The 24,165-nt window shown below is 71.6% G+C and carries 16 protein-coding genes; 10 read left to right on the forward strand and 6 right to left on the reverse strand.

Annotated features, from left to right (window positions below):
• Positions 1 to 74: 74 nt before the first annotated feature.
• The gene (locus STRNI_RS36530) at positions 75 to 2,486 is read right to left on the reverse strand and encodes a SpoIIE family protein phosphatase (RefSeq protein WP_148591336.1); all 2,412 of its coding nucleotides are present in this window, start codon (positions 2,484 to 2,486) and stop codon (positions 75 to 77) included.
• Positions 2,487 to 2,637: 151 nt separating this feature from the next.
• Here STRNI_RS36530 and STRNI_RS36535 point away from each other — a divergent pair, with 151 nt between their 5' ends.
• A complete protein-coding gene (locus tag STRNI_RS36535; RefSeq protein ID WP_018091731.1) occupies positions 2,638 to 3,417 on the forward strand; it encodes a VOC family protein in 780 nt (259 codons plus the stop codon).
• Positions 3,418 to 3,497: 80 nt separating this feature from the next.
• On the opposite strand, the gene STRNI_RS36540 is transcribed toward STRNI_RS36535, so the two are convergent.
• Together STRNI_RS36540 and STRNI_RS36545 are read right to left on the reverse strand one after the other, a co-directional pair.
• Positions 3,498 to 6,287: a hypothetical protein gene (locus tag STRNI_RS36540; RefSeq protein WP_277412765.1), complete on the reverse strand. Its 2,790-nt coding sequence runs from the start codon at positions 6,285 to 6,287 to the stop codon at positions 3,498 to 3,500.
• Between the two features lie 159 nt (positions 6,288 to 6,446).
• Positions 6,447 to 7,982 carry a S1 family peptidase gene (locus STRNI_RS36545; protein WP_277412766.1) on the reverse strand — a complete coding sequence of 512 codons (1,536 nt, stop codon included), beginning with the start codon at positions 7,980 to 7,982 and terminating at the stop codon, positions 6,447 to 6,449.
• A 353-nt stretch (positions 7,983 to 8,335) separates the two neighbouring features.
• Here STRNI_RS36545 and tdh point away from each other — a divergent pair, with 353 nt between their 5' ends.
• The 4 genes from tdh to STRNI_RS36565 all read left to right on the forward strand — a co-directional run bounded on the left by tdh (position 8,336) and on the right by STRNI_RS36565 (position 13,160).
• A complete protein-coding gene (gene tdh / locus STRNI_RS36550; protein ID WP_159491001.1) occupies positions 8,336 to 9,364 on the forward strand; it encodes an L-threonine 3-dehydrogenase in 1,029 nt (342 codons plus the stop codon).
• 66 nt (positions 9,365 to 9,430) lie between these two features.
• A complete protein-coding gene (locus STRNI_RS36555) occupies positions 9,431 to 10,624 on the forward strand; it encodes a glycine C-acetyltransferase (protein WP_274733628.1) in 1,194 nt (397 codons plus the stop codon).
• Positions 10,625 to 10,659: 35 nt separating this feature from the next.
• Entirely contained in the window at positions 10,660 to 11,568 is a 909-nt protein-coding gene (locus STRNI_RS36560; RefSeq protein ID WP_018091736.1) for a LysR family transcriptional regulator, read from the forward strand.
• A gap of 233 nt (positions 11,569 to 11,801) precedes the next feature.
• Positions 11,802 to 13,160, forward strand: a complete 1,359-nt coding sequence (locus STRNI_RS36565) for a chloride channel protein (protein ID WP_277412767.1) — start codon at positions 11,802 to 11,804, stop codon at positions 13,158 to 13,160.
• Between the two features lie 30 nt (positions 13,161 to 13,190).
• Here STRNI_RS36565 and STRNI_RS36570 read toward each other — a convergent pair whose 3' ends face one another.
• Both STRNI_RS36570 and STRNI_RS36575 read right to left on the reverse strand, forming a co-directional pair.
• The gene (locus tag STRNI_RS36570) at positions 13,191 to 13,859 is read right to left on the reverse strand and encodes a formylglycine-generating enzyme family protein (protein WP_159491016.1); all 669 of its coding nucleotides are present in this window, start codon (positions 13,857 to 13,859) and stop codon (positions 13,191 to 13,193) included.
• Positions 13,860 to 13,920: 61 nt separating this feature from the next.
• Positions 13,921 to 14,952, reverse strand: coding sequence for a PHP domain-containing protein (locus tag STRNI_RS36575; protein ID WP_277412768.1), 1,032 nt, complete (start codon positions 14,950 to 14,952; stop codon positions 13,921 to 13,923).
• Positions 14,953 to 15,709: 757 nt separating this feature from the next.
• Here STRNI_RS36575 and STRNI_RS36580 point away from each other — a divergent pair.
• The 5 genes from STRNI_RS36580 (at position 15,710) to STRNI_RS36600 (ending at position 22,650) form a co-directional block, all read left to right on the forward strand.
• Positions 15,710 to 15,937: a hypothetical protein gene (locus STRNI_RS36580; RefSeq protein ID WP_018091740.1), complete on the forward strand. Its 228-nt coding sequence runs from the start codon at positions 15,710 to 15,712 to the stop codon at positions 15,935 to 15,937.
• Positions 15,938 to 16,115: 178 nt separating this feature from the next.
• Complete coding sequence (locus tag STRNI_RS36585) at positions 16,116 to 16,925, forward strand: HlyD family efflux transporter periplasmic adaptor subunit (RefSeq protein WP_018091741.1); 810 nt, start codon at positions 16,116 to 16,118, stop codon at positions 16,923 to 16,925.
• Positions 16,922 to 19,207 (forward strand): NHLP family bacteriocin export ABC transporter peptidase/permease/ATPase subunit, encoded by a 2,286-nt coding sequence (locus STRNI_RS36590; protein ID WP_018091742.1) that lies wholly within the window; start codon positions 16,922 to 16,924, stop codon positions 19,205 to 19,207. The genes STRNI_RS36585 and STRNI_RS36590 overlap by 4 nt, the downstream gene beginning before the upstream one ends.
• Position 19,208: 1 nt before the next feature.
• A complete protein-coding gene (locus tag STRNI_RS36595; protein WP_159491022.1) occupies positions 19,209 to 22,091 on the forward strand; it encodes an NHLP bacteriocin export ABC transporter permease/ATPase subunit in 2,883 nt (960 codons plus the stop codon).
• Positions 22,092 to 22,191: 100 nt separating this feature from the next.
• Positions 22,192 to 22,650 carry a cyclic nucleotide-binding domain-containing protein gene (locus STRNI_RS36600; RefSeq protein ID WP_266450886.1) on the forward strand — a complete coding sequence of 153 codons (459 nt, stop codon included), beginning with the start codon at positions 22,192 to 22,194 and terminating at the stop codon, positions 22,648 to 22,650.
• Between the two features lie 180 nt (positions 22,651 to 22,830).
• Here the strand turns inward: STRNI_RS36600 and STRNI_RS36605 are convergent, their stop codons facing one another.
• Positions 22,831 to 24,096 carry an MFS transporter gene (locus tag STRNI_RS36605; RefSeq protein ID WP_277412769.1) on the reverse strand — a complete coding sequence of 422 codons (1,266 nt, stop codon included), beginning with the start codon at positions 24,094 to 24,096 and terminating at the stop codon, positions 22,831 to 22,833.
• Between the last annotated feature and the right edge of the window lie 69 nt (positions 24,097 to 24,165).

Consider the following 24,165-nt stretch of genomic DNA (forward strand, 5'->3'; position numbering starts at 1 on the left):
TCCATCATGGGACCGCCTCCGAACACCCGCACGATGTGCGCCGGGCCGGCCCCCGCCACCGCGCCCGCCGCCGGTCACCGGGCCGGCCGCGGAACCCCGGAATAGTGCGGCGGAAACGCCTGCTCCGTCCAGATCGTCTTCCCGTACGGCGTGTAGCGCGTCCCCCAGCGCTGCACCAGCTGCGCGACGATGAACAGCCCCCGTCCGCCCTCGTCGTCGCTGGCGCTGTGCCGCAGGTGGGGCGAGGTATGGCCGGTGTCCGACACCTCGGTCAGCAGGGTCCGGTCGCGCAGCAGCCGCAGATGCACCGGCCCCGAGGCATGCCGTACGGCATTGGTGACCAGCTCGCTGACCACGAGTTCGGTCGCGTAGGACAGCTCCGTAAGGCCCCACTCCCGCAGCTGCCCGGTGGCCAGCTCACGGGCCTTGCCCACGGCGGCCGGTTCCGCGGGCAGCTCCCAGGCCGCCACCTGCCCGGCATCCAGCTCACGGGTGCGCACCAGCAGCAGCGCCGAGTCATCGGCGGCCGGGCCGTCCGGCAGCAGCTCGGCCAGCGCGTGGTCACACAGCTCGTCCAGCGGCCGGCGGTGCTCGCCCAGCACCCGGCCAAGGGTGTCCAGCCCCTCGTCCACGTCATGGTTCCGGGCCTCGACCAGCCCGTTCGTGAACAGGGCCAGCAGACTGCCTACCGGCAGCTCGATCTCCAGGGATTCGAACGGCAGGCCCCCCAGGCCCAGTGGCGGGCCCGCCGGAAGGTCCGGGAAGGACACACCGCCCTCCGGGTCGACGACGGCCGGCGGCAGATGCCCGGCCCGCGCCATGGTGCACCGCCGTGAGACCGGGTCGTAGACCGCATAGAGGCAGGTCACACCGGTGGCCACATCGTCCGTGCCGATGTCCGTGCCGACCGTGGCCGCCTGCTCCTCGGCGGTCTGTTCCACCAGGTCGTCCAGCCGGCCCAGCAGCTCGTCAGGGGCCAGGTCCAGCCGGGCCAGGGCGCGGACCGTCGTCCGCAGCCGTCCCATGGTCGCCGCCGCCTGGAGGCCATGGCCCACCACGTCCCCGACGACCAGACCGACCCGGGTGCCCGAGAGCCCGATGACGTCGAACCAGTCACCGCCGACCCCGGCCCGGTCATCGCTGGGCAGATAGCGGTAGGCCAGATCGACGGCGGACGGCGCCGCCAGATGCTGGGGCAGCAGATTGCGCTGGAGGGTCAGCGCGGCGGTGTGCTCCCGGGCGAAGCGGCGGGCGTTGTCCAGGCACACCGCCGTCCGGGTGACCAGCTCGTCGGCGAGTTCGATCTCGCCCTTGTCGAAGGGCGTCATGGGGGCGCTGCGGCGGAAGGTGACCAGGCCCATCGGGGTGCCCCCGGCCCGCAGCGGCACGACGATGGTGTTCTCCTCGCGCACCATCCCGCCGGAGGACATGCTGCGGTACTGGAGGGAGCCGGGCGGGTACTCGACGCGGTGCGGGCTGTGCGGGGGGCCGTCCGGACCGGCCTGGGCTGAGCGGGCGGCGACCCGCACCAGCGTGGGCAGTGGACCGCCGGCCGCTTCCGGCTCTTCGCCGTTCAGCACGGACTGCATCAGGTCGACGGTGACCGTGGTCGCGAACCCCGGCACCGCCACCTCGGTGATCTCCCGGGCGGTGACGGTCATATCGAGTGTGGTGCCGATCCGGGCGCCGGCCTCCACCAGGAGGTTCAGCCGGCGCTGCGCCTGGTAGCGGCCGGTGATGTCGAAGGCGTCCTCGCACACCCCGAGCACCTGTCCGTGGGCGTCCTGCAGCCGGTAATAGGAGCAGGACCAGACGTGATCGGGCCCCGGGTCGGAGGGCTGCTGGCCGACGAAGTGCAGATCGAGGATCGGTTCGCCGGTGTCGATGACGTGGTGCATCACCGCGTCGAGGGTGCGCGGATACCCCTCGGTCATGAACTCGCCGTCCGGGTACAGCTCATCGGCGCGGGCACCGAGGAACTCCCGCAGCGGCAGCCCGACCTCCCGGGTGTACGCGGCGTTCGCCCAGGTCAGCCGCAGATCGGTGTCATAGATGCCCAGGCCCACCGGGGACTGGGTGGCCAGACCGTGCAGCATCGCCTGGCGGGACTCCCACATCCGGTGGGCCTCCAGTTCGGCCGCCACCAGGACACGGGCCGGCTGGGGGCCGGAGCCCGCGGACACCTTGGCGAGCGGGCAGATCATGGCCGCCATCCGCACCAGCCGGCCGTTCCGGTGCCGCACCGTGAGCTCGCGGTCGCCGCTCAGTGACTCCTCCGGTGCCTGCCCGGCCTCCTTGACGGCGGGCGGCACCAGCGTCTCCAGGGGCTGCCCGACGATCTCCTCCGGCAGATATCCGAGGAGCCGCTGGGCCGCCGGGCTCCAGCCGATGATCAGGTCCTGGGCGTCCAGAACCGCTGTGGCCGCCCTGGTGACGTCGAGGGGACCACGGAAGTCGGCGCTCTCCGCCGCGTTCCATGCGTTCATGGCATCAGCCCAGCCCGGTTCAGTATCTACAGGATCGAGCCTGATCAAGACCGGCACAACTGCGCTGCCGCCGGGGGACGCGCCCTTGGTGCGGCCCCGCCCCGTCGCTGGCAGAGTGGGAAGGGGCGCTGAGCAACAGGAGGCAGATGTCATGTCGGCCCATGGCCCCGTCACCGCGGTACGCGGCGCTCCCTGCTGGGTCAGCCTGATGGCCCGCGATCTGGAGGCCGCGCAGGATTTCTACACCGCGGTCCTGGGCTGGCGGTTCCGCCCGGCGAGCCTCGGAGAGGAGTTCTGCATCGCGATAGCCGACGGGCAGCCGGTCGCCAGCATCGGTGCCCTCGCCCAGAGCTTCCAGGTCGCAGTGGCCTGGACCTCTTATTTCGCGGTGGAGAACGCCGACGACACCGCCGACCGGATCCGTGAGCGCGGGGCGACCGTCGCCGTCGGCCCGCTCAAGCTCGGCCCCGGACGCGCCGCCCTCGCCGCCGACCCCGACGGCGCCACCTTCGGCTTCTGGGAGGGCCAGACCCTGGCCTGGTCGGTCGGACAGGGCAACGCCCCGGCCTGCCTCGAACTGCGCACCCGTGACGCCTTCGCCGCCGCCATCTTCTACGCCGAGGTCTTCGGCTGGGCCTCCGAGGAGCCGGGCGGCTGCGATGTGACCTACGAACACGACCAGGTGATCGTCCGCGACGGGACGCACATTGTCGCCACCCTGCGCGGCGGCGCCGTCGAGTCCGCCCCGGACCCGAGGGTGCGGCCCCGCTGGCACGTCCACTTCCCGGTCCGCGACATCGAGAAGGTGACGGCCACCGCGGTGACCGCCGGCGGAACCGTCACCCCCGTGACCCCGACCGCGGACGGCGAGGGCAGCCAGGCCGTCATCCGCGACCCCGACGGCGGCCTGTTCACCGTCACCTCTACCTGACGCCGACGGCCGGTTCCCGGCCCCGCCACGGCCCCTCTCCGCCGAGGCGGCCTCCGTTCACCGGCCTTTCCCCGCCTCCGTCACCGGCCCTTCTCCGCCTCCAGCGGCGCACACCACGACGACTGTTTCTGCCCGCCGACCCGGCCGCAGAAGCCCGCCTGGGTGGGCCTGCCCGCACCGTCGATGTGCTGCACGGACAGCAGTTTGTCCAACGGGACCTGGCGGTCCACATCGCCGCCGAAGCTGATGATGCCGCTCTCCCCGTCGAGCGCCTCGTCCCCGTGGACACCGCTGATCGCATGCCAGACGGCGGGGGGTGTCAACGGCATCTGCGCGGCGTCCTCGCGCAGTTGCTTGACCGCGTTGATGTACAGCTTCACGGCGTCAAAACCGAGCGCCGCATGGCCGTCGAGCGAGGAGCTCGCGACCTGGGCGCACTCCTCGGGGAACAGCCGGCCCAGCTCCGCGTAGAGCTCGCTGGTGTCATCGCAGTGTGCCGAGCCCAGCGTGAAGTCCAGGAAGTCGTAAGGGATCCCGGGGTAGTGCTGCCGGCGGTCCGCGTCGGCGGCCAGCCGGGCCACATCGTCGCCGCCGAGGAGTGTGGGCGGATCCGAGTTGCAGGACTCGTTGACGCCGCCGAGCAGCGACTCGAAGTCCTCCGAGCGGCCCGCGAAGAACACCACGCCCGGGTAGGAACAGCTCCGTTGGCCGACCGTCCCGGCGCCGGGGGCGTCCGACGAGGGGTCCGCGCCCGGTGGCGGGGGCGGGGTGAAGGAGGTCTTCTCCACCGTGAACCCGCGGGCCCGGAAGCGCCGGGCGACATCGTCGCTGAGGGTCTTGCTGTAGGTGTCGCTGGGATCGGCGGAGCCGATGATCCGGACCTGCCGGGCCGGCTTCTTCCTGCCCTGTTCCACGACATGAGCGGCGTAGGCGGCGGCGACCTCCGCCTCCCGGGTGTTCTGCGGCGAGACCTGGAAGTACATGGGGGACTGCCGCACGAGCGAGTCCGCGGACAGCGTGGTGGCCACCATGGGCAGCCCCGCCGCGGTGAGCTTCCGGATCGTCCGGTTGGTGGCCTCCCGGCTCTGGTCGAGTCCGGTGACGCCGACCAGGGACGGATCCTGCCGCTTGAGCCCCTCCAGGATCTCCACCACCCGTGTGCCGAAGCGCATGCCCGACCCGGCGTTGGCGGGGAAGAGGCGCAGGATCGGCTCCGCGGCGCCGGAGCTGCGCAGCTGCCGGGACTGTGCGCTCGCCGCGCCCTGCAGCGCCTCGCGCCCGTAGGCGAGCTGCCCGGTGGACTTCCCCGAGACGCTGAGCAGCGCCGACAGATGGACGAGGGTGACGAACGGGCGTTCCGGCGCCGCGCGATGTGCCTCCTCGGCACGGGCGTTCTGGGCGTAGATGGTCCGGAGGGTCTTGTTGAGCAGCGGGTCGGGGGAGTGGAAGGTGAATCCGTTCCGTGCCACCCCGATGCACTCGCCGGTCTCCGCGGTGCGCAAGGTGTCCGCGTCGTCCTCGAAACGGTGCAGACCGCAGTGTGCCTGCCGGTAGTCGCTCTCCCGGCTCAGTATCAGCCCGCCCGCCCCCAGCAGCGCGACGACCACCCCGCACGCCGCCGCCACCGACACCACCCGGCGCGCCCACAAAGGCGGTTCGGGAATCCGCAGCCGGGCGTCCTGGGCGACCTCCAGCCGCCGCGTCAGCTCATAGCTCTCGTCGGAGGGCGGCAGCAGCCGCGGAACGGTGACCGGCAGATACCAGGGCGCGCGGTTACGGGCCCGGCCCTGGTGCAGAAAGGTGTCCCGCCAGCCGCCGTAGAGCCGGTCGGCGAGCTCCCACAGCGAGCTGTGGCCCCAGTCGGCGCGGATCCGGGTGCCTTCGGCGGGCGGCTCGGCGCCACAGCTGATGACCAGCAGCGGGTCGAAGGCGCCCGTCTCGTTGCGTACGTCGATGATGGTCTGCAGCAGCGGATAGCCGCAGTTGTCCGCGGTGGCGCCGTCGAGCAGCGCCACACAGTACGCGGTGCGCCGGGCGGTACGGGGCCGCCAGAGGCGTCGGCGGAACGCGACCCGCAGATCCTCCAGAAAGGCGTTGACCATCAACTTGCGTAATTGTTCCGGGTCTTCGACCTGGTGATGGGGCGCCGTCAGCCGCTCGGCGAACCCGATGAAGGTGCCCGGGTCGCGCGGCGCGAGATAGGGCTGGTTGAGCAGCCAGCGGTACTCGCGGCCCAGCCCGCGGCGGACCCGGAACCAGGCGAGCGGAAAGACATGGACGGCGAACAGCCAGACCCACCACGGCACCTTGCCGTCCACCGCGAGCTCGGTCTCCGGGGAGCGCAGCAGCCCGAACAGCCGCCGGCGCCGGAACTCCCGCTCGCGCAGCCCCTGGAGCAGTGTGTGGTCGTTGCCCTCCATACTGCCGGCGTACGGGGAGCCGCCGGCCGCCCCGGCCTGCGTCAGCCAGTTGACCAGGCCGAACCTGCGGAAGCGGACCCGTCCGTCGCTGCCGTGGACACTGAGGGCGAAGCCCTGCGCCAGCCGCTCCAGTGTGCGGCGCACCGCCTCGACGGATTCCGGGGCCGGGGGCGGTGAGCAGGCCTGGAGGTCGTGCAGACAGTGCGGTACCCGCCGGGGATCGGCGTGGCTGAGGAAGTAGCTGATGCCCTTGGCGAGCGGAGTGTGGTCTTCCCCGCTCACCAGACAGATCACCGGCAGGCCTTCACGCCCCTGCGCCACTCCGCGGTGCCGCACCGGCTCCGGACACTCCCGGCGCCGTGGCCTGCGCACCAGATCGGCTATCAGACGCAGGAGATGCCCGGCTCCGCGGAAGACGGGGATATTGGAATCGAGTTCGTTCGACGCCATGATGTCCCTGAGGAAGGGTCGGAGTAGGGCCGGTATTCTGACACCGCTCCGCGGGCGGTCGCTATGGTTCCGCCACACTCAGGGTCCCGTACGCTCACCGGCCCCGCTCTCCTTCGCCGTTGAAGGGGGCGGGGCCGGTCGCGCAGTGGATTCCTCGCGTCAGTTCAGCGCGTCACCGCCGGCCGCGCCGGGGTCCTGGGCACCCGCTCCCGGGTCTTCCGCTCCGGCGCCCGCACCCGGGTCGCCCGCTCCCGCGCCGGCGTTGCCGGCACCGGCGTTCCCGGCTCCCGCGTTCCCGGCACCGGCGTTCCCGGCTCCCGCGTTGCCGGCACCGGCGTTTCCCGCGCCGGCGTCGCCGCCGCCCGCGCCATTGCCGCCGGCCGCGCCGTTGTCACCGCCGTTGTCGCCGCCGCCGGCACCGCCGCCCCCGGCGCCGATCTCCGCACCCGTGGCCTTGAGCGCGTCGGTGACCGGCTGGAAGAAGGTCTCACCGCCCGAGGTGCAGTCGCCGCTGCCGCCGGAGGTCAGCCCGACCGCCGAGTCCTCGGAGAACATCGCGCCGCCGCTGTCGCCGGGCTCCGCGCAGACATCCGTCTGTATGAGGCCGTTGACGATGTCGCCGTTGCCGTAGTTCACCGTCGCGTCAAGACCGGTGACGGTGCCGTCGCTGAGGCCGGTGGTGCTGCCCGAGCGCTGCACCTTCATACCGACGGCGGCCTCCGCGGCCTTGGTGATCTCCTGGGTGCTGCCGTTCTGCAGGTCGACCGCGCTCTGCGGCTGTGCGTTGGCGTCGTCGTAGGTGACCAGTGCGAAGTCGGTCTTCGGGAACTTGGAGTCGGACACCGTGCCCAGCGGCTGGCTGCCGCCCTGGTCCGCGGTCCAGGTCTTGGAGTCGTTGCCGCAGTGACCGGCCGTCAGGAAGGCCGGTGCGCCCTTGACCGTGACGTTGAAGCCCAGTGAGCAGCGGGCGTTGCCGCCGAAGATGGCACTGCCGCCGATCGGCCCGGCGGCCTGCCCGCCGCCTCCGGCACCGCCGTCGCCCGCGCCACCCGCGGCGTCCCCGGCCCCTCCTGCCGCGTCTCCGGCGCCACCTGCGGCGTCTCCCGCTCCGCCCGCGGCGTCCCCGGCACCGCCCGCGGCGCTGCCGGCCGCGCCTCCCGCCGCGCTTCCCGCGTCCCCGCCGTCGTACCGCTTGAACTCACCCTGGGACCGCTTGACGGTCACCATGCCCTCGCCCATGCCGTTCGTGGTCTTGGTGAGGGTGGCCATCTTTGCGCCGGTGACGGTTCTGTCGGCGACCACCACGATCTTGTTGGTCTTCGGGTCGATCGACCAGGCCGTGCCGGGCACCGAGGCGTTGTCGCGCAGGGTCTTCGCACCGGACTTCAGCGCGGTCATGCTGTTCTGCACGACCTTGGCGACGGCGCCCTTGGCCTTGACGCTCGCGGCGTCGTCCTCCGACAGGACGTTCATGACCAGGTGGCCGTTCGAGCTGTCCAGGTACCAGCCCGCGCTCTGGTCCCCGAGGTCCGCCTTCAGGGACGTCGCCAGCTGCGTGGCCGAGTGGGCGCTGAGCGTCTTCAGGGCCGCCGGCTGGTCCGTGCTCGCGTTGGCGTTGGGGAGCAGGATCGCTGCGGCCGCGACGGCTCCCACACCGGCGGTGGCGATGGCGCCGGTCCGCAGGCGCTTGTTCACATGTCGGTGGCTCAATTCACTGACCTCCAGGGACGCACAGGAACGAGGCACACGGGCGACCGCGGTGCGTCGCGTCAGCACCCGTGTGTGGTGCTCACCCAGTCCTACGTAGCCGCGTGCACCCCGGTCTCACGGCCACTCAAGCTGTGATGAATTCCGACGCTTGCGGAGGCGAACGTTTACACTCCCGGGCCCGCCGTCGCCCCTGCGCGGAGGGGGCGTAAAGGGCAGCTGTGGCCGCGCTTAAGAAATCCTCGATGGACCTCGCGCCCGACGTACGGAAGATTTCCTGACGAAGATCGGGCGGCCGAGGCGGGCCCCCGGCAGGTCACTGACGTACGGGAGCCGCTGCGGTGAAGGCACTGGTCAAGCAGAAGACGGAGCCGGGTCTCTGGCTCATGGACGTGCCGGAGCCGGCCATCGGCCCGGGGGATGTGCTGATCAAGGTGCTGCGCACCGGCATCTGCGGCACGGATCTGCACATCCGGTCGTGGGACGGCTGGGCGCAGAACGCCGTGACCGCCCCGCTGACGATCGGCCATGAATTCGTCGGCGAGGTGGTGGAAACCGGCCGCGATGTGGCCGAGATCAAGGCCGGCGACCTGGTCAGCGGTGAGGGCCATCTGGTCTGCGGCAAGTGCCGCAACTGTCTGGCCGGCCGCCGCCATCTGTGCCGCGCCACCGTCGGCCTCGGCGTCGGCCGGGACGGTGCCTTCGCCGAGTACGTCGCGCTGCCCGCCACCAACGTCTGGGTGCACCGCGTCCCCGTGGACCTCGATATCGCCGCCGTCTTCGATCCGTTCGGCAACGCCGTGCACACCGCGCTGTCGTTCCCGCTGGTCGGCGAGGATGTGCTGATCACCGGCGCGGGGCCGATCGGCATCATGGCGGCGGCCGTCGCCCGGCACGCCGGCGCCCGCAATGTCATGATCACGGACGTCAGCGAGGAGCGCCTCGCCCTGGCCCGCAAGGTCGGCGTCAGCCTCGCCCTCAATGTCGCCGAGGCGACCATCGCCGACGGCCAGCGCGAACTGGGCCTGCGCGAGGGCTTCGACATCGGGCTGGAGATGTCCGGCCGGCCCGAGGCGATGTGCGACATGATCACCAACATGACGCACGGTGGCCGGATCGCGATGCTCGGCCTGCCGTCCCAGCAGTTCCCCGTCGACTGGTCCCGGATTGTCACCTCCATGATCACGATCAAGGGCATCTACGGCCGGGAGATGTTCGAAACCTGGTACGCGATGTCCGTGCTGCTCGAAGGCGGCCTCGACCTCTCGCCCGTGATCACCGGCCGCTATGCCTACCAGGACTTCGACGCCGCCTTCGACGACGCCGCCAGCGGCCGCAGCGGCAAGATCATTCTCGACTGGACTGCTTGATTTCTGGCTCGGTTCGCCTCTCGGGCGCGACCGCCTCACCCGCCCCACGCACCTTAAGGAGCCCTCATGCTCGATTCCGTACGCAACGAACTGCGCGGCACCCTCGACGAGATCCGCGCCGCCGGTCTGCACAAGCCCGAGCGCGTCATCGGCACCCCGCAGTCCGCCACCGTCGCGGTCACCGCCGGCGGGAACCCCGGCGAGGTCCTCAACTTCTGCGCCAACAACTACCTCGGCCTCGCCGACCACCCCGAGGTCATCGCGGCCGCCCACGAAGCGCTCGACCGCTGGGGCTACGGCCTCGCCTCGGTCCGCTTCATCTGCGGCACCCAGGAGGTCCACAAGGAGCTGGAGCAGCGGATCTCCGGCTTCCTGGGCCAGGAGGACACCATCCTCTACTCCTCCTGCTTCGACGCCAACGGCGGTGTCTTCGAGACCCTGCTCGGCCCGGACGACGCGGTGATCTCCGACGCCCTCAACCACGCCTCCATCATCGACGGCATCCGCCTGTGCAAGGCCCGCCGCTTCCGCTACGCCAACCGCGATCTGGCCGATCTGGAACGCCAGTTGAAGGAGGCGGGCAGCGCCGGCCGCAAGCTCGTCGTCACCGACGGTGTGTTCTCCATGGACGGCTATGTGGCGCCGCTGCGTGAGATCTGTGACCTGGCCGACCAGTACGGCGCCATGGTGATGGTCGACGACTCGCACGCGGTCGGCTTCGTCGGCCCCGGCGGCCGCGGCACCCCCGAGCTGCACGGGGTGATGGACCGCGTCGACATCATCACCGGCACCCTCGGCAAGGCCCTCGGCGGCGCCTCCGGCGGCTATGTCGCGGCCCGCGCCGAGATCGTCGCGCTGCTGCGCCAGCGCTCGCGCCCGTACCTCTTCTCCAACTCGCTCGCCCCGGTGATCGCGGCCGCCTCGCTGAAGGTGCTCGACCTGCTGGAGTCGGCCGGTGACCTGCGCCAGCGGCTGCACGCCAACACCGCGCTGTTCCGCTCGCGGATGACCGAGGAGGGCTTCGACATCCTCCCCGGCGACCACGCCATCGCCCCCGTCATGATCGGTGACGCGGCCGAGGCGGCCCGGATGGCGGAGCTGCTCCTGGAACGCGGCGTGTACGTCATCGGCTTCTCCTACCCGGTGGTCCCGCAGGGCCAGGCGCGGATCCGGGTACAGCTGTCCGCCGCCCACTCCACCGAGGACGTCAACCGCGCGGTCGACGCATTCATCGGTGCGAGGGCCGCGCTCGGGGGCTGACACCGCCCGCGGGCCGCTGCTGCGAAACTGGAAGCATGATCGAAGCACGACGGCTGCACATCCTCCGTGCGGTGGCCGACCACCGCACGGTCACCGCCGCGGCCGCCGCGCTCTATCTCACGCCCTCGGCGGTCTCCCAGCAGCTGGCCGCCCTGGAACAGGAGACCGGCCACCGTCTGGTGGAGCGCAGCGCCCGCGGCGTACGGCTGACCGCCGCGGGCGACATCCTGCTCATCCACGCCAACGCCGTCCTGGCGCAGCTGGAGCGCGCCGAGTCCGAGCTCGCCGCCTACGGCTCGGGCGAGGCGGGCACGGTCACCGTCGCGGCCTTCGCGACCGGCATCGGCCTGGTCGTCGCGCCCGCCCTCACCGCACTCGCCCGCACCGCCCCCGGCATCCGGGTCCACGTCCAGGACGCCGAGGGCGACGCCAGCCTGCTCATGGTCCTCGACCGGCAGGTCGATGTGGCGGTGGCCGTCGAATACCGGGGCGCACCGGGCGCCGACGACCCACGGCTGACCCGGGTCCCGCTCTACGCCGAGCCGTTCGACGCGGTCCTGCCGCCCGGCCACCGCCTCGCCGAGGCCGCCCAGGTGGCCTTGGCCGATCTCGCCCAGGACCCCTGGATCGGCCCCTACCCCGGCAACCCCTGCCATGACGTGGTGGTCCTGGCCTGCGAGTACGCCGGCTTCCAGCCACGTCTGGAGCACTCGTCGGACGACTTCCGCGCCGTCGTCGCGCTCGCCTCGGCCGCGGCGGGCGTGGCGCTCGTCCCCCGCTCGGCGCTGCGGGACGTGGACCTCACCGGGGTGGTGGTCCGCCCCGTCGACGATGTGGCCCCCACCCGCCGGGTCTTCGCCGCCGTACGCCGTGGCGCCGAGGAGCACCCGCTCTTCCGCCCGGTCCTCGCCGCGCTCCGGGAGGCGGCGGCCTCTCAGGGCTGAGGACGGCAACGGCCGCGCACACGGCGACGGTGGGCCGGGCGCACCGCGCACCGCCGCGACGGCGGGCCGCACACACCGCACACCACGGCGACGGTGGGCCGCACACACCGCACCGCCACCACTCCCTGTCCGGCCGCGCCCGAGGTGCCGGCCCGCACCGGCCGTGGCAGGCTCATCACGGCGGCGGCCCGGGCGGGCGCCGGGGCATCCCCGGTTCCGAGGAGGCGAGGCGCATGTCGGTCGGCCCGGCCGGCCCGGTGGGCGGAGCGCCGACCACCGTGCCCCAGGACCCCTACGCGCTGGTGCGCACCCGCGGATATCTGAAGCTCCTGCTGGTGGCGGCGGTGATCGGCTTCCCGGTCTGCGCCGTCGCGTTCGGCTTTCTCGCGCTGGTCCACGAGCTGGAACCGCTGATCTACCAGGACCTGCCGCGGGTGCTGGGCTTCGCCGGGACGCCGATCTGGTGGCCGGTCCCGATGCTGGTGGTGGCCGGTCTCCTCGTCGGGTTCACCGTCCGGTATCTGCCCGGCAGCGGGGGCCATGAGCCGGCCGACGGGCTGGCGCTCAGCGGGGCGCCGCCGCTCTCCGCGCTCCCCGGTGTCGTCCTCGCGGCCCTGACCTCCCTCAGCTTCGGCGTGGTGCTCGGACCCGAGGCACCGCTCATCGCCCTCGGCGGCGGTCTGGCCGCGGGCGCCGTACGGCTGATGGACCGGGACATGCCGGCGCAGACGGTCGCGACGGTGGGCGCGGCCGGCAGCTTCGCGGCGGTCAGCGCCCTGCTCGGCTCGCCGCTGCTGGGCGCGTTCCTGCTGATGGAGGTGTCGGGGCTGGGCGGTCCGATGCTGGGGATCGTGCTGGTGCCCGGTCTGCTGGCGTCCGGCCTGGGGGCGCTGATCTTCACCGGGCTGGGGGACTGGACCGGGCTCGGTACGTACTCGCTCGCGCTGCACGACATCCCCAGGGCCGCCGGACCGACGATTGCGGAGTTCGGCTGGGCGCTGGTGATCGGACTGGCCGCCGGTTTCGCCGGGACCGGGGTACGGCGCTTCGCGCGGTTCCTCAAGGGACATGTCGTCCGGCACCGGGTACCGGCCACGGTGCTGATGGGCCTCGTGGTGGGCGCACTGGCGGTGGCGTTCGCCGCCACCACCGGCAAGCCCTCGTCCGAGATGCTCTATTCGGGCCAGTCGGCGCTGGGGTCGCTGTTCCGGGACAGCGCCGGCTACACCGTGGGTGCGCTGCTGCTGCTCATCCTGTGCAAGGGCCTGGCGTACTGCGCCTCGCTCAGCGCCTTCCGGGGCGGCCCCATCTTCCCCGCGCTGTTCCTCGGTGCGGCGGGCGGTGTCGTGCTGTCCCACCTGCCGGGTCTGTCGCTCACCGCGGGCTTCGCGATGGGCGTCGGCGCGATGTGCGTGGCCATGCTCCGGCTCCCGATGACCTCGGTGCTGCTGGCCACGCTGCTGCTGGGGAAGAGCGGTCTGACGGTGATGCCGCTCGTGATCGTCGCCGTGGTCGTCGCCTACGTCGTGGTGCTGCGCCTCACGCCGGCCACCGCACCGGATGCCCCGGCGGCCGCCCCTCACACCGCCTGACGACGAGCGGGAGCCTCGCCGCCGGCCCTGTCAGAGGGAACGCGCGACGCGGAACCCCACGTCGTCGATCCGGAAGGTCGGGTGGCTGCGCCGCCGCACCGAGGCCCGGCAGCTCCAGCGCTCGTCGAACCAGCCGCCGCCGCGCAGCACCCGGTAGCTGCCGTAGACCTCGGCGTCGTAGAGGTCCCAGCACCACTCCCACACATTGCCCAGCATGTCGTACAGGCCCCACGCGTTGGGCTGTCTGCCGCCCACCTCGTGCATCCGCCCGTGCGAGTTGCCGCGGTGCCAGGCGATCTCGTCGAGCCGCCCGTACCGCGCCTCCGTTGTACCGGCACGGCAGGCGTGCTCCCACTCGGCCTCGGTCGGCAGCCGGTACCCGTCGGCGGAGGTGTCCCACTCGATCCGCTCGACGCCGGGGTGCAGGCGGTACGCGGGCGCCAACCCCTCCTGTGCGGACAGGGCGTTGCAGAACCGGACCGCGTCCCACCACGAGACGCCCTCGACGGGGAGCCGGTCGCCCTGCGCGCTGCTCGGCCGCTCGCCGGTGACCTGTGCGTACCGCGCCTGGGTGAGCGGGAACGGCGCGAGCCGGTAGGGCGCGAGCTCCACCGCCCAACTGCGCTGTGTCCGCCGGTCCGACAGTGTCACCCGCCCCGGCGGGACGGCGACCCACTCGTCTTCTGTGCGCATGTCCATGAGGAGGCGAGGGTAGCAACGCCGCTCCGCGCGGAGCGCGGGAGTACGGCGGCGGGCGCGGTCAGCGGTGCGGGGTCCGGCCCGTCCGGGTCCAGGTGCCCAACTGGCGCTCCGTCCAGGTATTGATGACCCGCTCCGGCGGAACGCCGCACTCCTCGGCACGGGCACAGCCGTAGATCTGCCAGTCCAGTTGGCCCGGTGCGTGGGCGTCGCTGTCGATGGAGAAGAGGGTCCCGGTCTCCAGCGCCTGGCGGAGCAGCCGGCGCGGGGGATCGAAGCGGTCGGGCCGGCAGTTGATCTCCACCGCGGTGTGGTGCTCGGCGCAGGCCGCGAACACCTCTCCGGCGTCGAACTGCGATTCCGGGCGCGGTTTACCGGTGATCTGCCGCCCGGTGCAGTGGCCGAGCACGTCCACCAGCGGGTTGCGGACCGCCTCCAGCAGCCGCCGGGTCATCGGCGCCTTGTCCATCCGCAGTTTGGAGTGCACCGAGGCGACCACCACATCGAGCCGCTCCAGCAGCTCCGGCTCCTGGTCGAGCGAGCCGTCGTCGAGGATGTCGCACTCGATCCCGGTCAGCAGCCGGAACGGCGCCAGCCGCTCGTTCACCTCCGCCACCAGCGACAACTGCTGCCGCAGCCGCTCGGCGGTCAGTCCGCGGGCGACGGTGAGCCTGGGGGAGTGGTCGGTCAGCACACACCAGGCGTGTCCCAGGTCGCGCGCGGTCCGCGCCATCGCCTCGACCGGGCTGCCGCCGTCCGACCAGTCCGAGTGCAGATGGCAGTCACCGCGCAGCGCCCGGCGCAGCCGCTGCCCCTGGTCCCCCTCCACCAGCGGCCCGCCCGCCTCCTCCTCAAGGTGCGTCAGATACTCGGGCCGCGCGCCCGCGAGCGCCTCCTCGATCACCCGGGTGGTCTTGGGCCCCAGCCCCTTGAGGCGTCCCAGCGAACCGTTCCGGGCGCGGGTGCGCAGCTGGTCGGCGGACAGCGCGCCGATCACCGTCGCGGCCGTACGGAACGCCTGGACGCGGTAGCTCACCGCTCCCTGCCGCTCCAGCAGGAAGGCGATCCGCTCCAGCGCCTCGACGGGCTCCACGTACGGCTCCTTCCCGGGGCGCCGGCCCCGCAGCGTCCCTCTCACGGTGCCGCAGCCGCTGAGCGGCTGCCACCGGGGTGCCGGTGTTTCCGTCGGTAATCGCCCATTACCGACGGGTCCGAAGACCCTCCGTTATGCGGTTATGTCCGTTCTCCGGTCACTCGATCCGTTTCCATGGAAATGGCATACGGATAGCGGCGATGCGTCCATTCAATACGTTCAAGACCTCAAATAGCGCCCATGAACTCCGGGCGAATCGGGCACACTTAATGCCCATGCAACATTCGGCGCGGCTCCGCCGGAAGCGCGCGCCGGAGGTGTCTGCCCGCACCGCGTCGAGGTGTCGCAAAAATCGGCGGCCTTCAAAAAATCTGCACACCGAATGTGCAGTCGGCACACGGTCTCCTGTGACCCATCCCCACGCTGACCTGCGACTTAGCGCTTTGGTGACGGAATGTCCAGTTCGCCGAAAGGGTGCTTGCCGAGGTCCCGGAAAAGAAACCGAAGGAGATGTGAAGAAGCTGCCACCAAGTCATGGACGTGCGTGCACGTCAGGTATTTCAAAGGGGCGATCGCGCCCGGATCTGCGGCTACCCGATTAGCAGCGCAACGCGCCTGCATGCTTTGATCCTTCGCACTGCGGGAGTCACCCCCCGGTTCCCGATTTCGGGAACCCGACTGCCGCTGCTGCGGCCGGGCCCCCCACCGGACGGTTCGGACGCAGCTTTTTCGAGATATTCATCCGAAGGGAATCATCATGAACTCCACCCCCCAGGTTCAGACGCAGGAAATCTCCGACAGCGACCTGGACAACGTGTCCGGTGGCCTCGTCGGCGGCGTGGTCGGCACCGCCACCAGCACCGTTGACTCCATCGCCCCGGTCTCGGGCGCCGTGGGCACCGCCACCGGCCTGGTCGACGGTGTCGCCGGCACCGACACCGCGGGCGTCGTCGGCACCGCCACGGGCCTGGTCGCCGGTCTCTGAGCCCTTCTGTGCCGCTGAGCGGCACAGCCGGCTTTGAACGGTGACAACGGCAGGTCGGCGCCCCCTCCTTGCCGACATGCCGGGCCGGCTGCCCCGGTCCGCCCGGACTCCATCCGGGCGCCGGGGCGCCGGCCACCACCCGTCCGCACCAGATCGTTGCAGTTGAGGGAAGAGTGTCGTGCAGTTCCGCCAACAGGCCCTTTCCAAGCTGCAATCGCCCGAGGAGATCGACCTTCCGGTGCGCTTCGCCCGCCCCCAGGGCTGGCTCGTACTGATCGTCACGGTCCTCTTCGTGGTCGCCGCCTCCGTATGGGCGGTGACCGGCACAGTGTCATCCACCCTGAACGCACCCGGAATCCTCACCCACGGCCAGGGCAGCTACGTCCTCCAGAGCCCCGTCGCGGGCCAGGTCACCGCCGTACTCGCGGAAGAGGGCAAGCGGGTGGCCGCCCACACCCCCGTCCTGAGGGTCCGTACCGCCCAGGGCACCACCACCGTCGTCCGTACGCTCGCCGCCGGCCGGCTGACCACGATGGTCGCCACGATCGGCTCCGTCGTCACGACCGGAGCGGATGTGGCCTCCGTGGAACGCATCGCCCGTGCCGGCGACCCCCTGACGGCGACGCTGTACGTACCGGCCGAGAGCGGCGCCACCGTCCCCGTCGGCGCGTCCGTCGACCTCACCGTCCAGTCCGTGCCGACCCAGCAGTACGGCGTGCTGCGCGGGCGGGTCAAAGCGGTCGGCAGGACCGCCCAGTCACGCCAGCGGATCAGCACCTTCCTGGGCAGCAGCCAGCTCGGCGAGGAGTTCTCGCAGCACGGCCAGCCGGTCGCGGTCCTGGTACAGCTCGACGCCGTCCCGCACAGCAAATCCGGCTACGCCTGGTCGACCTCCGACGGCCCGCCGTACGCCGTCGACTCCATGACGCCGGCCAGTGGCGCCGTCCACCTGGCCGCGCAGCACCCGATCGATTGGCTGCTGCCGTGACCGCCCCCCACGACTCCGCCGCCCCGCAGCAGCAGTTGCCGCCGCCCGTCCGCGGCCGCCACCGCCCGGAGCCCGCGCCCGGGGCCCGCCGCACCCGCCGTGCCGCGCCCGCCCCCAAGCCCAAGAAGACGAAGACCGTCCGCACGCCCACCGTCCTCCAGATGGAGGCCGTGGAGTGCGGCGCCGCCTCGCTGGCCATGGTGCTCGCCCACTACGGACGGCATGTGCCGCTCGAAGAGCTGCGGATCGCCTGCGGTGTCTCCCGCGACGGCTCCCGCGCCAGCAATCTGCTCAAGGCGGCCCGCAGCTACGGGCTGCAGGCCAAGGGCATGCAGATGGAACCGGCCGCGCTCGCCGAGGTGCAGGCGCCCGCCATCCTGTTCTGGGAGTTCAACCACTACGTCGTCTACGACGGCATGGGCCGCCGCATGGGCCGCCGCGGCGTCCACATCAACGACCCCGACAAGGGCCGTCGCTTCGTGGCGATGGAGGACTTCGACACCAGCTTCACCGGCGTCGCCCTGGTCCTCGAACCCGGCGAATCCTTCCACAAGGGCGGCCGCAAGCCCGGCGTCCTCGGCGCCGTGCCCGCCCGGATGCGCGGCACGACCGGCACCCTGCTGGCCGCGCTGCTCGCCAGCCTGCTGCTGGTCGCGGTCGGCGCGGCGGTGCCCGCGCTGAGCCGTACGTACATCGACATGTTCCTGATCGGCAACCAGACCTCGCTGCTGGGACCGCTCTTCGCGTCGATGGCCGCCATGGTCGCGCTGACCGCCGTACTCACCGGTCTGCAACAGGCCAATCTGCTGCGCGGCCGCATCATCTCCTCCACCCTCACCAGCGCCCGCTTCCTGCGCCATCTGCTCAGACTCCCGGTCACCTTCTTCGCCCAGCGCAGCCCGGCCGACCTGGTCCAGCGGCTGCAGTCCAACGACGCGGTGGCCGAAACGCTGGCACGTGACCTCGCCGCCGCGGGCGTGGACGGGATCGTCGTCGTCCTCTACGCCTTCCTGCTGTGGACGTACGACCCCCAACTGACCGTGATCGGCGTGGGAATCGCGCTGCTCAATGTCGTCGCCATGCGGATCGTGATCCGGCTGCGGTCCACCCACACCCAGAAGCTGCGCGCCGACTCCGCGCGGCTGACCAACACCTCCTACACCGGTCTCCAGCTCATCGAGACGATGAAGGCCACCGGTGGGGAGAACGGCTACTTCCGCCGCTGGGCCGGACAGCACGCCACCACCCTGGAGGTGCAGCAACGCCTGGGCGTGCCGAGCGCCGCGCTGGCCGTGGTCGCCCCCACCCTCGCCACGCTCAACAGCGCACTGATCCTGTGGATCGGCGGACTGCGGGCCGTCGAGGGCCATATCTCCATCGGTCTGCTCGTCGCCTTCCAGGCGCTGGTGACCCGCTTCACCGCGCCCCTCACCCGGCTCAACGGAGTGGCGGGCCGGATCCAGGACTTCGCCGCCGATGTGGCCCGCCTCAAGGACGTCGAGAGCTTCCCCGTCGACACCCTCTACTCACGCCCCGAGCCGGAGGCCGACACCCGCAGGCTCAAGGGCCATGTGACGCTGGAGGACATCACCTTCGGCTACAGCCCGCTCGACAAACCGCTGCTGACCGGCTTCTCCCTGGCCGTCGGCCCCGGCCGGCAGGTCGCCCTCGTCGGCGGCTCCGGCAGCGGCAAGTCCACCGTCTCCCGGCTGATCTCCGGCCTCTACAGCCCCTGGGAAGGCACCATCCGCATCGACGGACAGCGACTGGAGGACCTCTCCCGCAGCGCGCTGGCCGCCTCCGTCTCCTTCGTCGACCAGGACATCTTCCTCTTCGAGGGCACGGTCCGCGACAACGTGGCGCTGTGGGACCCGTCGATCCCGGACGACGCGGTGATCACCGCCCTCCAGGACGCCGCGCTCTACGACGAGGTGATCGCCCCTCGCCCCGACGGCATCCACAGCCGGGTCGAGCAGGACGGCCGCAACTTCTCCGGCGGGCAGCGGCAGCGGCTGGAAATCGCCCGCGCACTGGTCCGGCGCCCCAGCATCCTGGTCCTCGACGAGGTGACCAGCGCCCTGGACGCGCAGACCGAGCAGATCATCATGGACAACCTGCGGCGGCGCGGCTGTGCCTGTGTCGTCATCGCCCACCGGCTGAGCACGGTCCGCGACAGCGACGAGATCGTCGTCCTCGATCACGGGGTGGTCGTCGAACGCGGCCGGCACGAGGACCTGGTCGCCGCCGGGGGCCCGTACGCCGAGCTGGTCAAGGAGCACTGACGTGTCCGTACCCCCGCCCGCGGTCGTGGGACCGGGCGACACCGACGCCGTGACCCATGCGCTGGGCAGCCTCGGCACACCCGTCGACTGCACCGGGCTGCGCAGCGTTCCCCTGGAGGGCCCGCATGTGCTGTGGCTCGTCACGGGCGGCTCGCTGGATCTCTTCGCGGTCGACGCCGCCCAGGAAGGGCACTGGCACTTCCTCGGCCGGCTCGAAGCGGGCACTCTGCTGCTCGGCCCGGTCGCCGGCCCGCAGCACACCCTGCTCGGCCGGCCCTCCCAGGACTGCCTGGTGCGCCGCATCCCCCTGCGCGAACTGCCCCGTCCCGAGTACGGCGACACCGGGTCGTATCCGCAGTACGGCACGCAGGGCGGCTACGGCTACGACCCCGCGTACGACGTCCAGGGCGAGGCGCCCTCCCCGCTGGAGCACGCCTTCGCGCTGGGCACCGCCCGCAGCCTCGGTGTGCTGTTCGAGGCACCGCTCGACGGCCGGCCCGGCGATGACGCGGTGGCCGACGACGACATCCTGTGGATGCCGGTCCCGCCCGGCAGCGTGCAGTACGGCGCCTCCTACAGCGCGGAGGCGGCCGGCGATCTGCTGGTCGACTCCGAGCTGTGGCAGCAGATGGTCAATCAGCAGTACCGGCTGCTGTCCGCCGTCGACCGCTGGATCGAGCAGCTGGAGCGCGCCCACGAGGACCGTACGGCGGCCGGTATCAAGGCGGGCGAAACCGTCCGCGAGCGCGCCGACCAGGCGCTGCTGGCGTCCATCGGCCGGCAGGACCGGGCCGGGCGGGGCAGCGCCGGGACCGACCGGACCGGCGATGACACCACCTTCGCGATCTGCCGCACGGTCGCGGAGGCGGCCGGCATCACGCTCACCGAGCCACCGAAGGGGAGCGCCGTCAACGACCGGATCACCCCGGTCGAACGGATCGCGGTCAGCTCGCGGATCCGGACCCGCGCGGTCCGGCTCCAGGGCCGCTGGTGGCGCACCAACACCGGGCCCCTGGTGGGCCACCGCGCCAAGTCCGGTGCCCCGGTGGCGCTGCTGTGGCGCCGCGGCCGCTATGAGGCGGTCAACCCGGTCTCCGGTCTGCGGATGCGCATCGGCAAGGACAACGCCGACGAATTCGAAGCGCGCGCCGTGATGTTCTACCGCCCGCTGCCGGAGCGGCCCATGAGCCTGTGGCGGCTGATGCTCTTCAGCCTGCGCGGCACCCGTATGGACGTCCGCAATCTGGCCCTCAGCGGACTGGTGACCGTCGGCCTCGGCGCACTCGTCCCCATCGCGACCGGCAAGGTGCTCGGGGAGTACGTACCGAGCGCGGACAAGAGCCTGATCGTGCAGGTCTCCCTGGCCGTCATGATCACCAGCATTGTCTCCGCCGCCTTCATGCTGCTGCAGAACCTCACCGTCCTGCGGATGGAGGGCCGCATCGAGAGCGCCCTGCAGCCGGCCGTGTGGGACCGGCTGCTGCGGCTGCCGACGAAGTTCTTCACCGAACGCTCCACCGGAGAGCTGGCCAGTGCCGCGATGGGCATCAGCAGCATCCGGCGGGTGCTGTCCGGCCTCGGTCCGGTGGCGGTGCAGTCCACCACCATCGGCGCGATGAACCTGGTGCTGCTGCTCCTCTACAGCGTGCCGCTGGCGCTGGCGGCGGTCGCCATGCTGCTCGTCATCGGGGCGGTGTTCCTCGCCATGGGCCTGTGGGAGCTGCGCTGGCAGCGACGGCTGGTCAAGCTCGGCAACAAGCTCAACAACCAGGCGTTCCAGACCCTGCGGGGACTGCCCAAACTGCGGGTCGCCGCGGCCGAGAGCTTCGCGTACGCGGCCTGGGCCCGCGAGTTCGCCCGCTCCCGTGAACTCCAGCAGAAGGCCGGCCGGATCAAGAATCTGACCACCGTCCTCAACGCGGTCTATCTGCCGCTCTGCTCGCTCACCCTCTTCATGCTGCTGGCCGGTCCGGCCCGCGGCACCATGTCGGCCGCCTCCTTCCTCACCTTCAACACCTCGGTGACCATGCTGCTGACCGCGGTCACCCAGATCACCGGCGCGTTCGTCTCGGCCGCCGCCGCACTCCCGATGTTCGAGCAGATCAAGCCGGTGCTGGACGAGAAGCCGGAAGTACGCGGGGCCAGTGCCCAGCCCGGCACCCTGGCCGGCGGCATCGAGGCCAAGAAGCTCTCGTTCCGCTACACCGACGACGGCCCGCTCGTCCTCGACGATGTCTCGCTGCGGGTCCGGCCGGGCGAGTTCGTGGCCGTCGTCGGCCCCAGCGGCTGCGGCAAGTCGACCCTGCTGCGGCTCCTGATCGGCTTCGACAAGCCGTCCTCGGGCAGTGTGCTCTACGACGGCCAGGACCTGGCAGCCCTGGACCAGGCGGCGGTGCGCCGTCAGTGCGGCGTCGTCCTGCAGAACGCACAGCCGCTCACCGGCTCGATCCTGGACTGCATCTGCGGCGCCGAGGCCTTCACCCAGGAAGAGGCCTGGGCGGCCGCCGAGATGGCGGGCCTGGCCGAGGACATCAAGCGGATGCCGATGGGCCTGCACACCATGATCTCCGGCGGTGGCGCGATCTCCGGCGGTCAGCGGCAGCGCCTGATGATCGCCCAGGCGCTGGTCCGCCGCCCGAAGATCCTGTTCTTCGACGAGGCCACCAGCGCCCTGGACAACGAGACCCAGCGCATCGTCATCGACAGCACCCGCAAGCTCAGCGCCAGCCGGCTGGTGATCGCCCACCGGCTGTCCACGGTCATGGACGCCGACCGTGTGATCGTGATGGCGCAGGGCCGGATCGTCGAGCAGGGCGCCCCGGCCGAGCTGCTCGCCGACACCGGCGGCCGGCTGCACGACCTGGTGCGACGTCAGCTGACCTGAGACGGGTTCGGGTTCCGGCCCGCCGGGCACCCGGCGGGCCGAGCCTTCCCCCGATCCCCGCAAAGCTCCGCATATCGTGCAGACAGCGAGCGGAGGACGCATGACCACGATCAAAAACCTGTTCGACGAGTTGCCGCCCGACCGGCGCCGGCGGCTGACCGATGTCGCCATCGAGGTGTCGCTGCCGCGGGCCACCCGGCTCTTCGAGGAGGGCCGGCGGGCGGACCGGTTCTGGATCATCCGCAGCGGACAGGTGTGTCTCGACCAGCACGTCCCCGGGCGCCGGGCGGCGATCGTCGAAACCCTCGGCCGTGACGAACTGCTCGGCTGGTCCTGGCTGTTCCCGCCCTATCTGTGGCACCTGGGAGCGGAGACCGTCGGCCCGGTGGAGGCCGTGGAGTTCGACGCCAGGGCGGTCCGCGACCTGTGCGAAGCCGACCCCGTCCTCGGCCGGGCGGTGTACCGCTATGTGGCCAAGACGGTGGCCGACCGGCTGCACGGCACCCGCACCCGCCTGCTCGACCTGTACGGCCCCCAGGGCAGCGGCCTCGACCCCTGAGCGCCCTCCTGGACAAGCCCGACCCCGCCTTTCCGATCGTCACCCCTTAGGTGTGCTGGTCGGTCGGGCCCGGGGAGTGCTGTTCGGGCCGGGCCAGATCGCATCGGGTCGGCGTCGGCCAAGTCCCGTGCCACGTCGGCCGGTTGGTGGGGAAGCCTCGGCCCGTGTCCGCTTCCCCTCTCAACCAGCCGCCACCAAGGGCGTGTCAGGTGCGGCTCCCGGCTCGCGGCGCGGCGTGTGGGCGTGGCGGGGGAGCAGGAGCGGGGTCGTCAGCATGAGGAGACCGGCGAGGGCGATCGCGGTGCGGGGGCCGGCGATGCCGGCCAGCAGGCCCCACAGGCCGGTCATGGCTGCGACAGTCGCCTTGCTGGTGACCGACCACGCCGAGAGAGTGCGGGCGATCCGGTTCGTCGGGACGTGATCGAGGCGGTAGGTGGCGAACACCGGGTTGAACACGCCCATGCAGGTGATCAGCCCGAGCTCGACGACGATGACGAGCACGAGCCCGGCCACACCGGGCCGGATGAAGGCAGGCCCGAGCGACCAGCAGGCGCGCAGTGTCCCGGCGGTGAGCATGACCTTGTGCCGTCCGAACCGCGCGACGAGTGGGCGGGCCAGCCGTGATCCTATGAGGCCGCCGACGCAGGGCAGGCCGAACGCGAGGCCGTACTGCCAGGGCGCGAACCCGAGGTCGCCGAGCATGAGGACGGCGAGCAGCGGCGAGGCCGCCATGATCAGGCCGCTGACCAGGACCGTGTTGAAGAACAGGGGCCGCAGGGCCGGGTGGGTCAGGATGTACCGCCACCCTTCGAGCAGGTCTCCGGGGCGGAGCCGCGCCCCGTGCGCACCGGTGCGCACGGGGCGCGGCTCACGGCCGCCGATCGCACCGAGCCCCGCGGCTGAGAGCAGATAGCTGACCGCATCGGCCACGACGGTCATCGCCGGACCGAACAGCCCGATCGAGGCCGTGCCGACCGGCGGTCCGAGCACGGTGGCGGTCCAGTTCGTGGACTCGAATCGCCCGTTCGCGACGAGCAGGTCCTCCGGCCGTACGAGCGCCTTCAGATACGCGCCACTGGCCGCATTGAAGGCGATGTCGGCCGCACCCACGACGACGGACACGACCAGGAGCTGGACGAAACTGAGCAAACCGAGTGCGTACGCGGCGGGGACGCTCATCAGTGCCACGCACCGCGCCAGGTCCATCGCCACCATCACCGGCCGCTTGCGGCGGAACTCCACCCACGGGCCGAGCGGCACCGCCACCGCCGCCCCCACCGCAAGCCCCGCGGCGGCCAGCAACGACACCTCCGCCGGCCCGGCGTGCAGCACCAGGACGGCGATCAGGGGGAACGCGTCGAACGCGAGCCGGGTGCCGAGCGTACTGACCGCATACGACGCCCACAGCCACCCGAACTGCCGCCCCAGCGACCGCCTGACCCCCACGCACACCACACCCCTCGCTCCCGCGGCCGGACAACGCCACGTTGACCGGGGACATCAAAGCCAGCAGCG

Source organism: Streptomyces nigrescens (genome assembly GCF_027626975.1).
Lineage (GTDB): Bacteria > Actinomycetota > Actinomycetes > Streptomycetales > Streptomycetaceae > Streptomyces > Streptomyces nigrescens.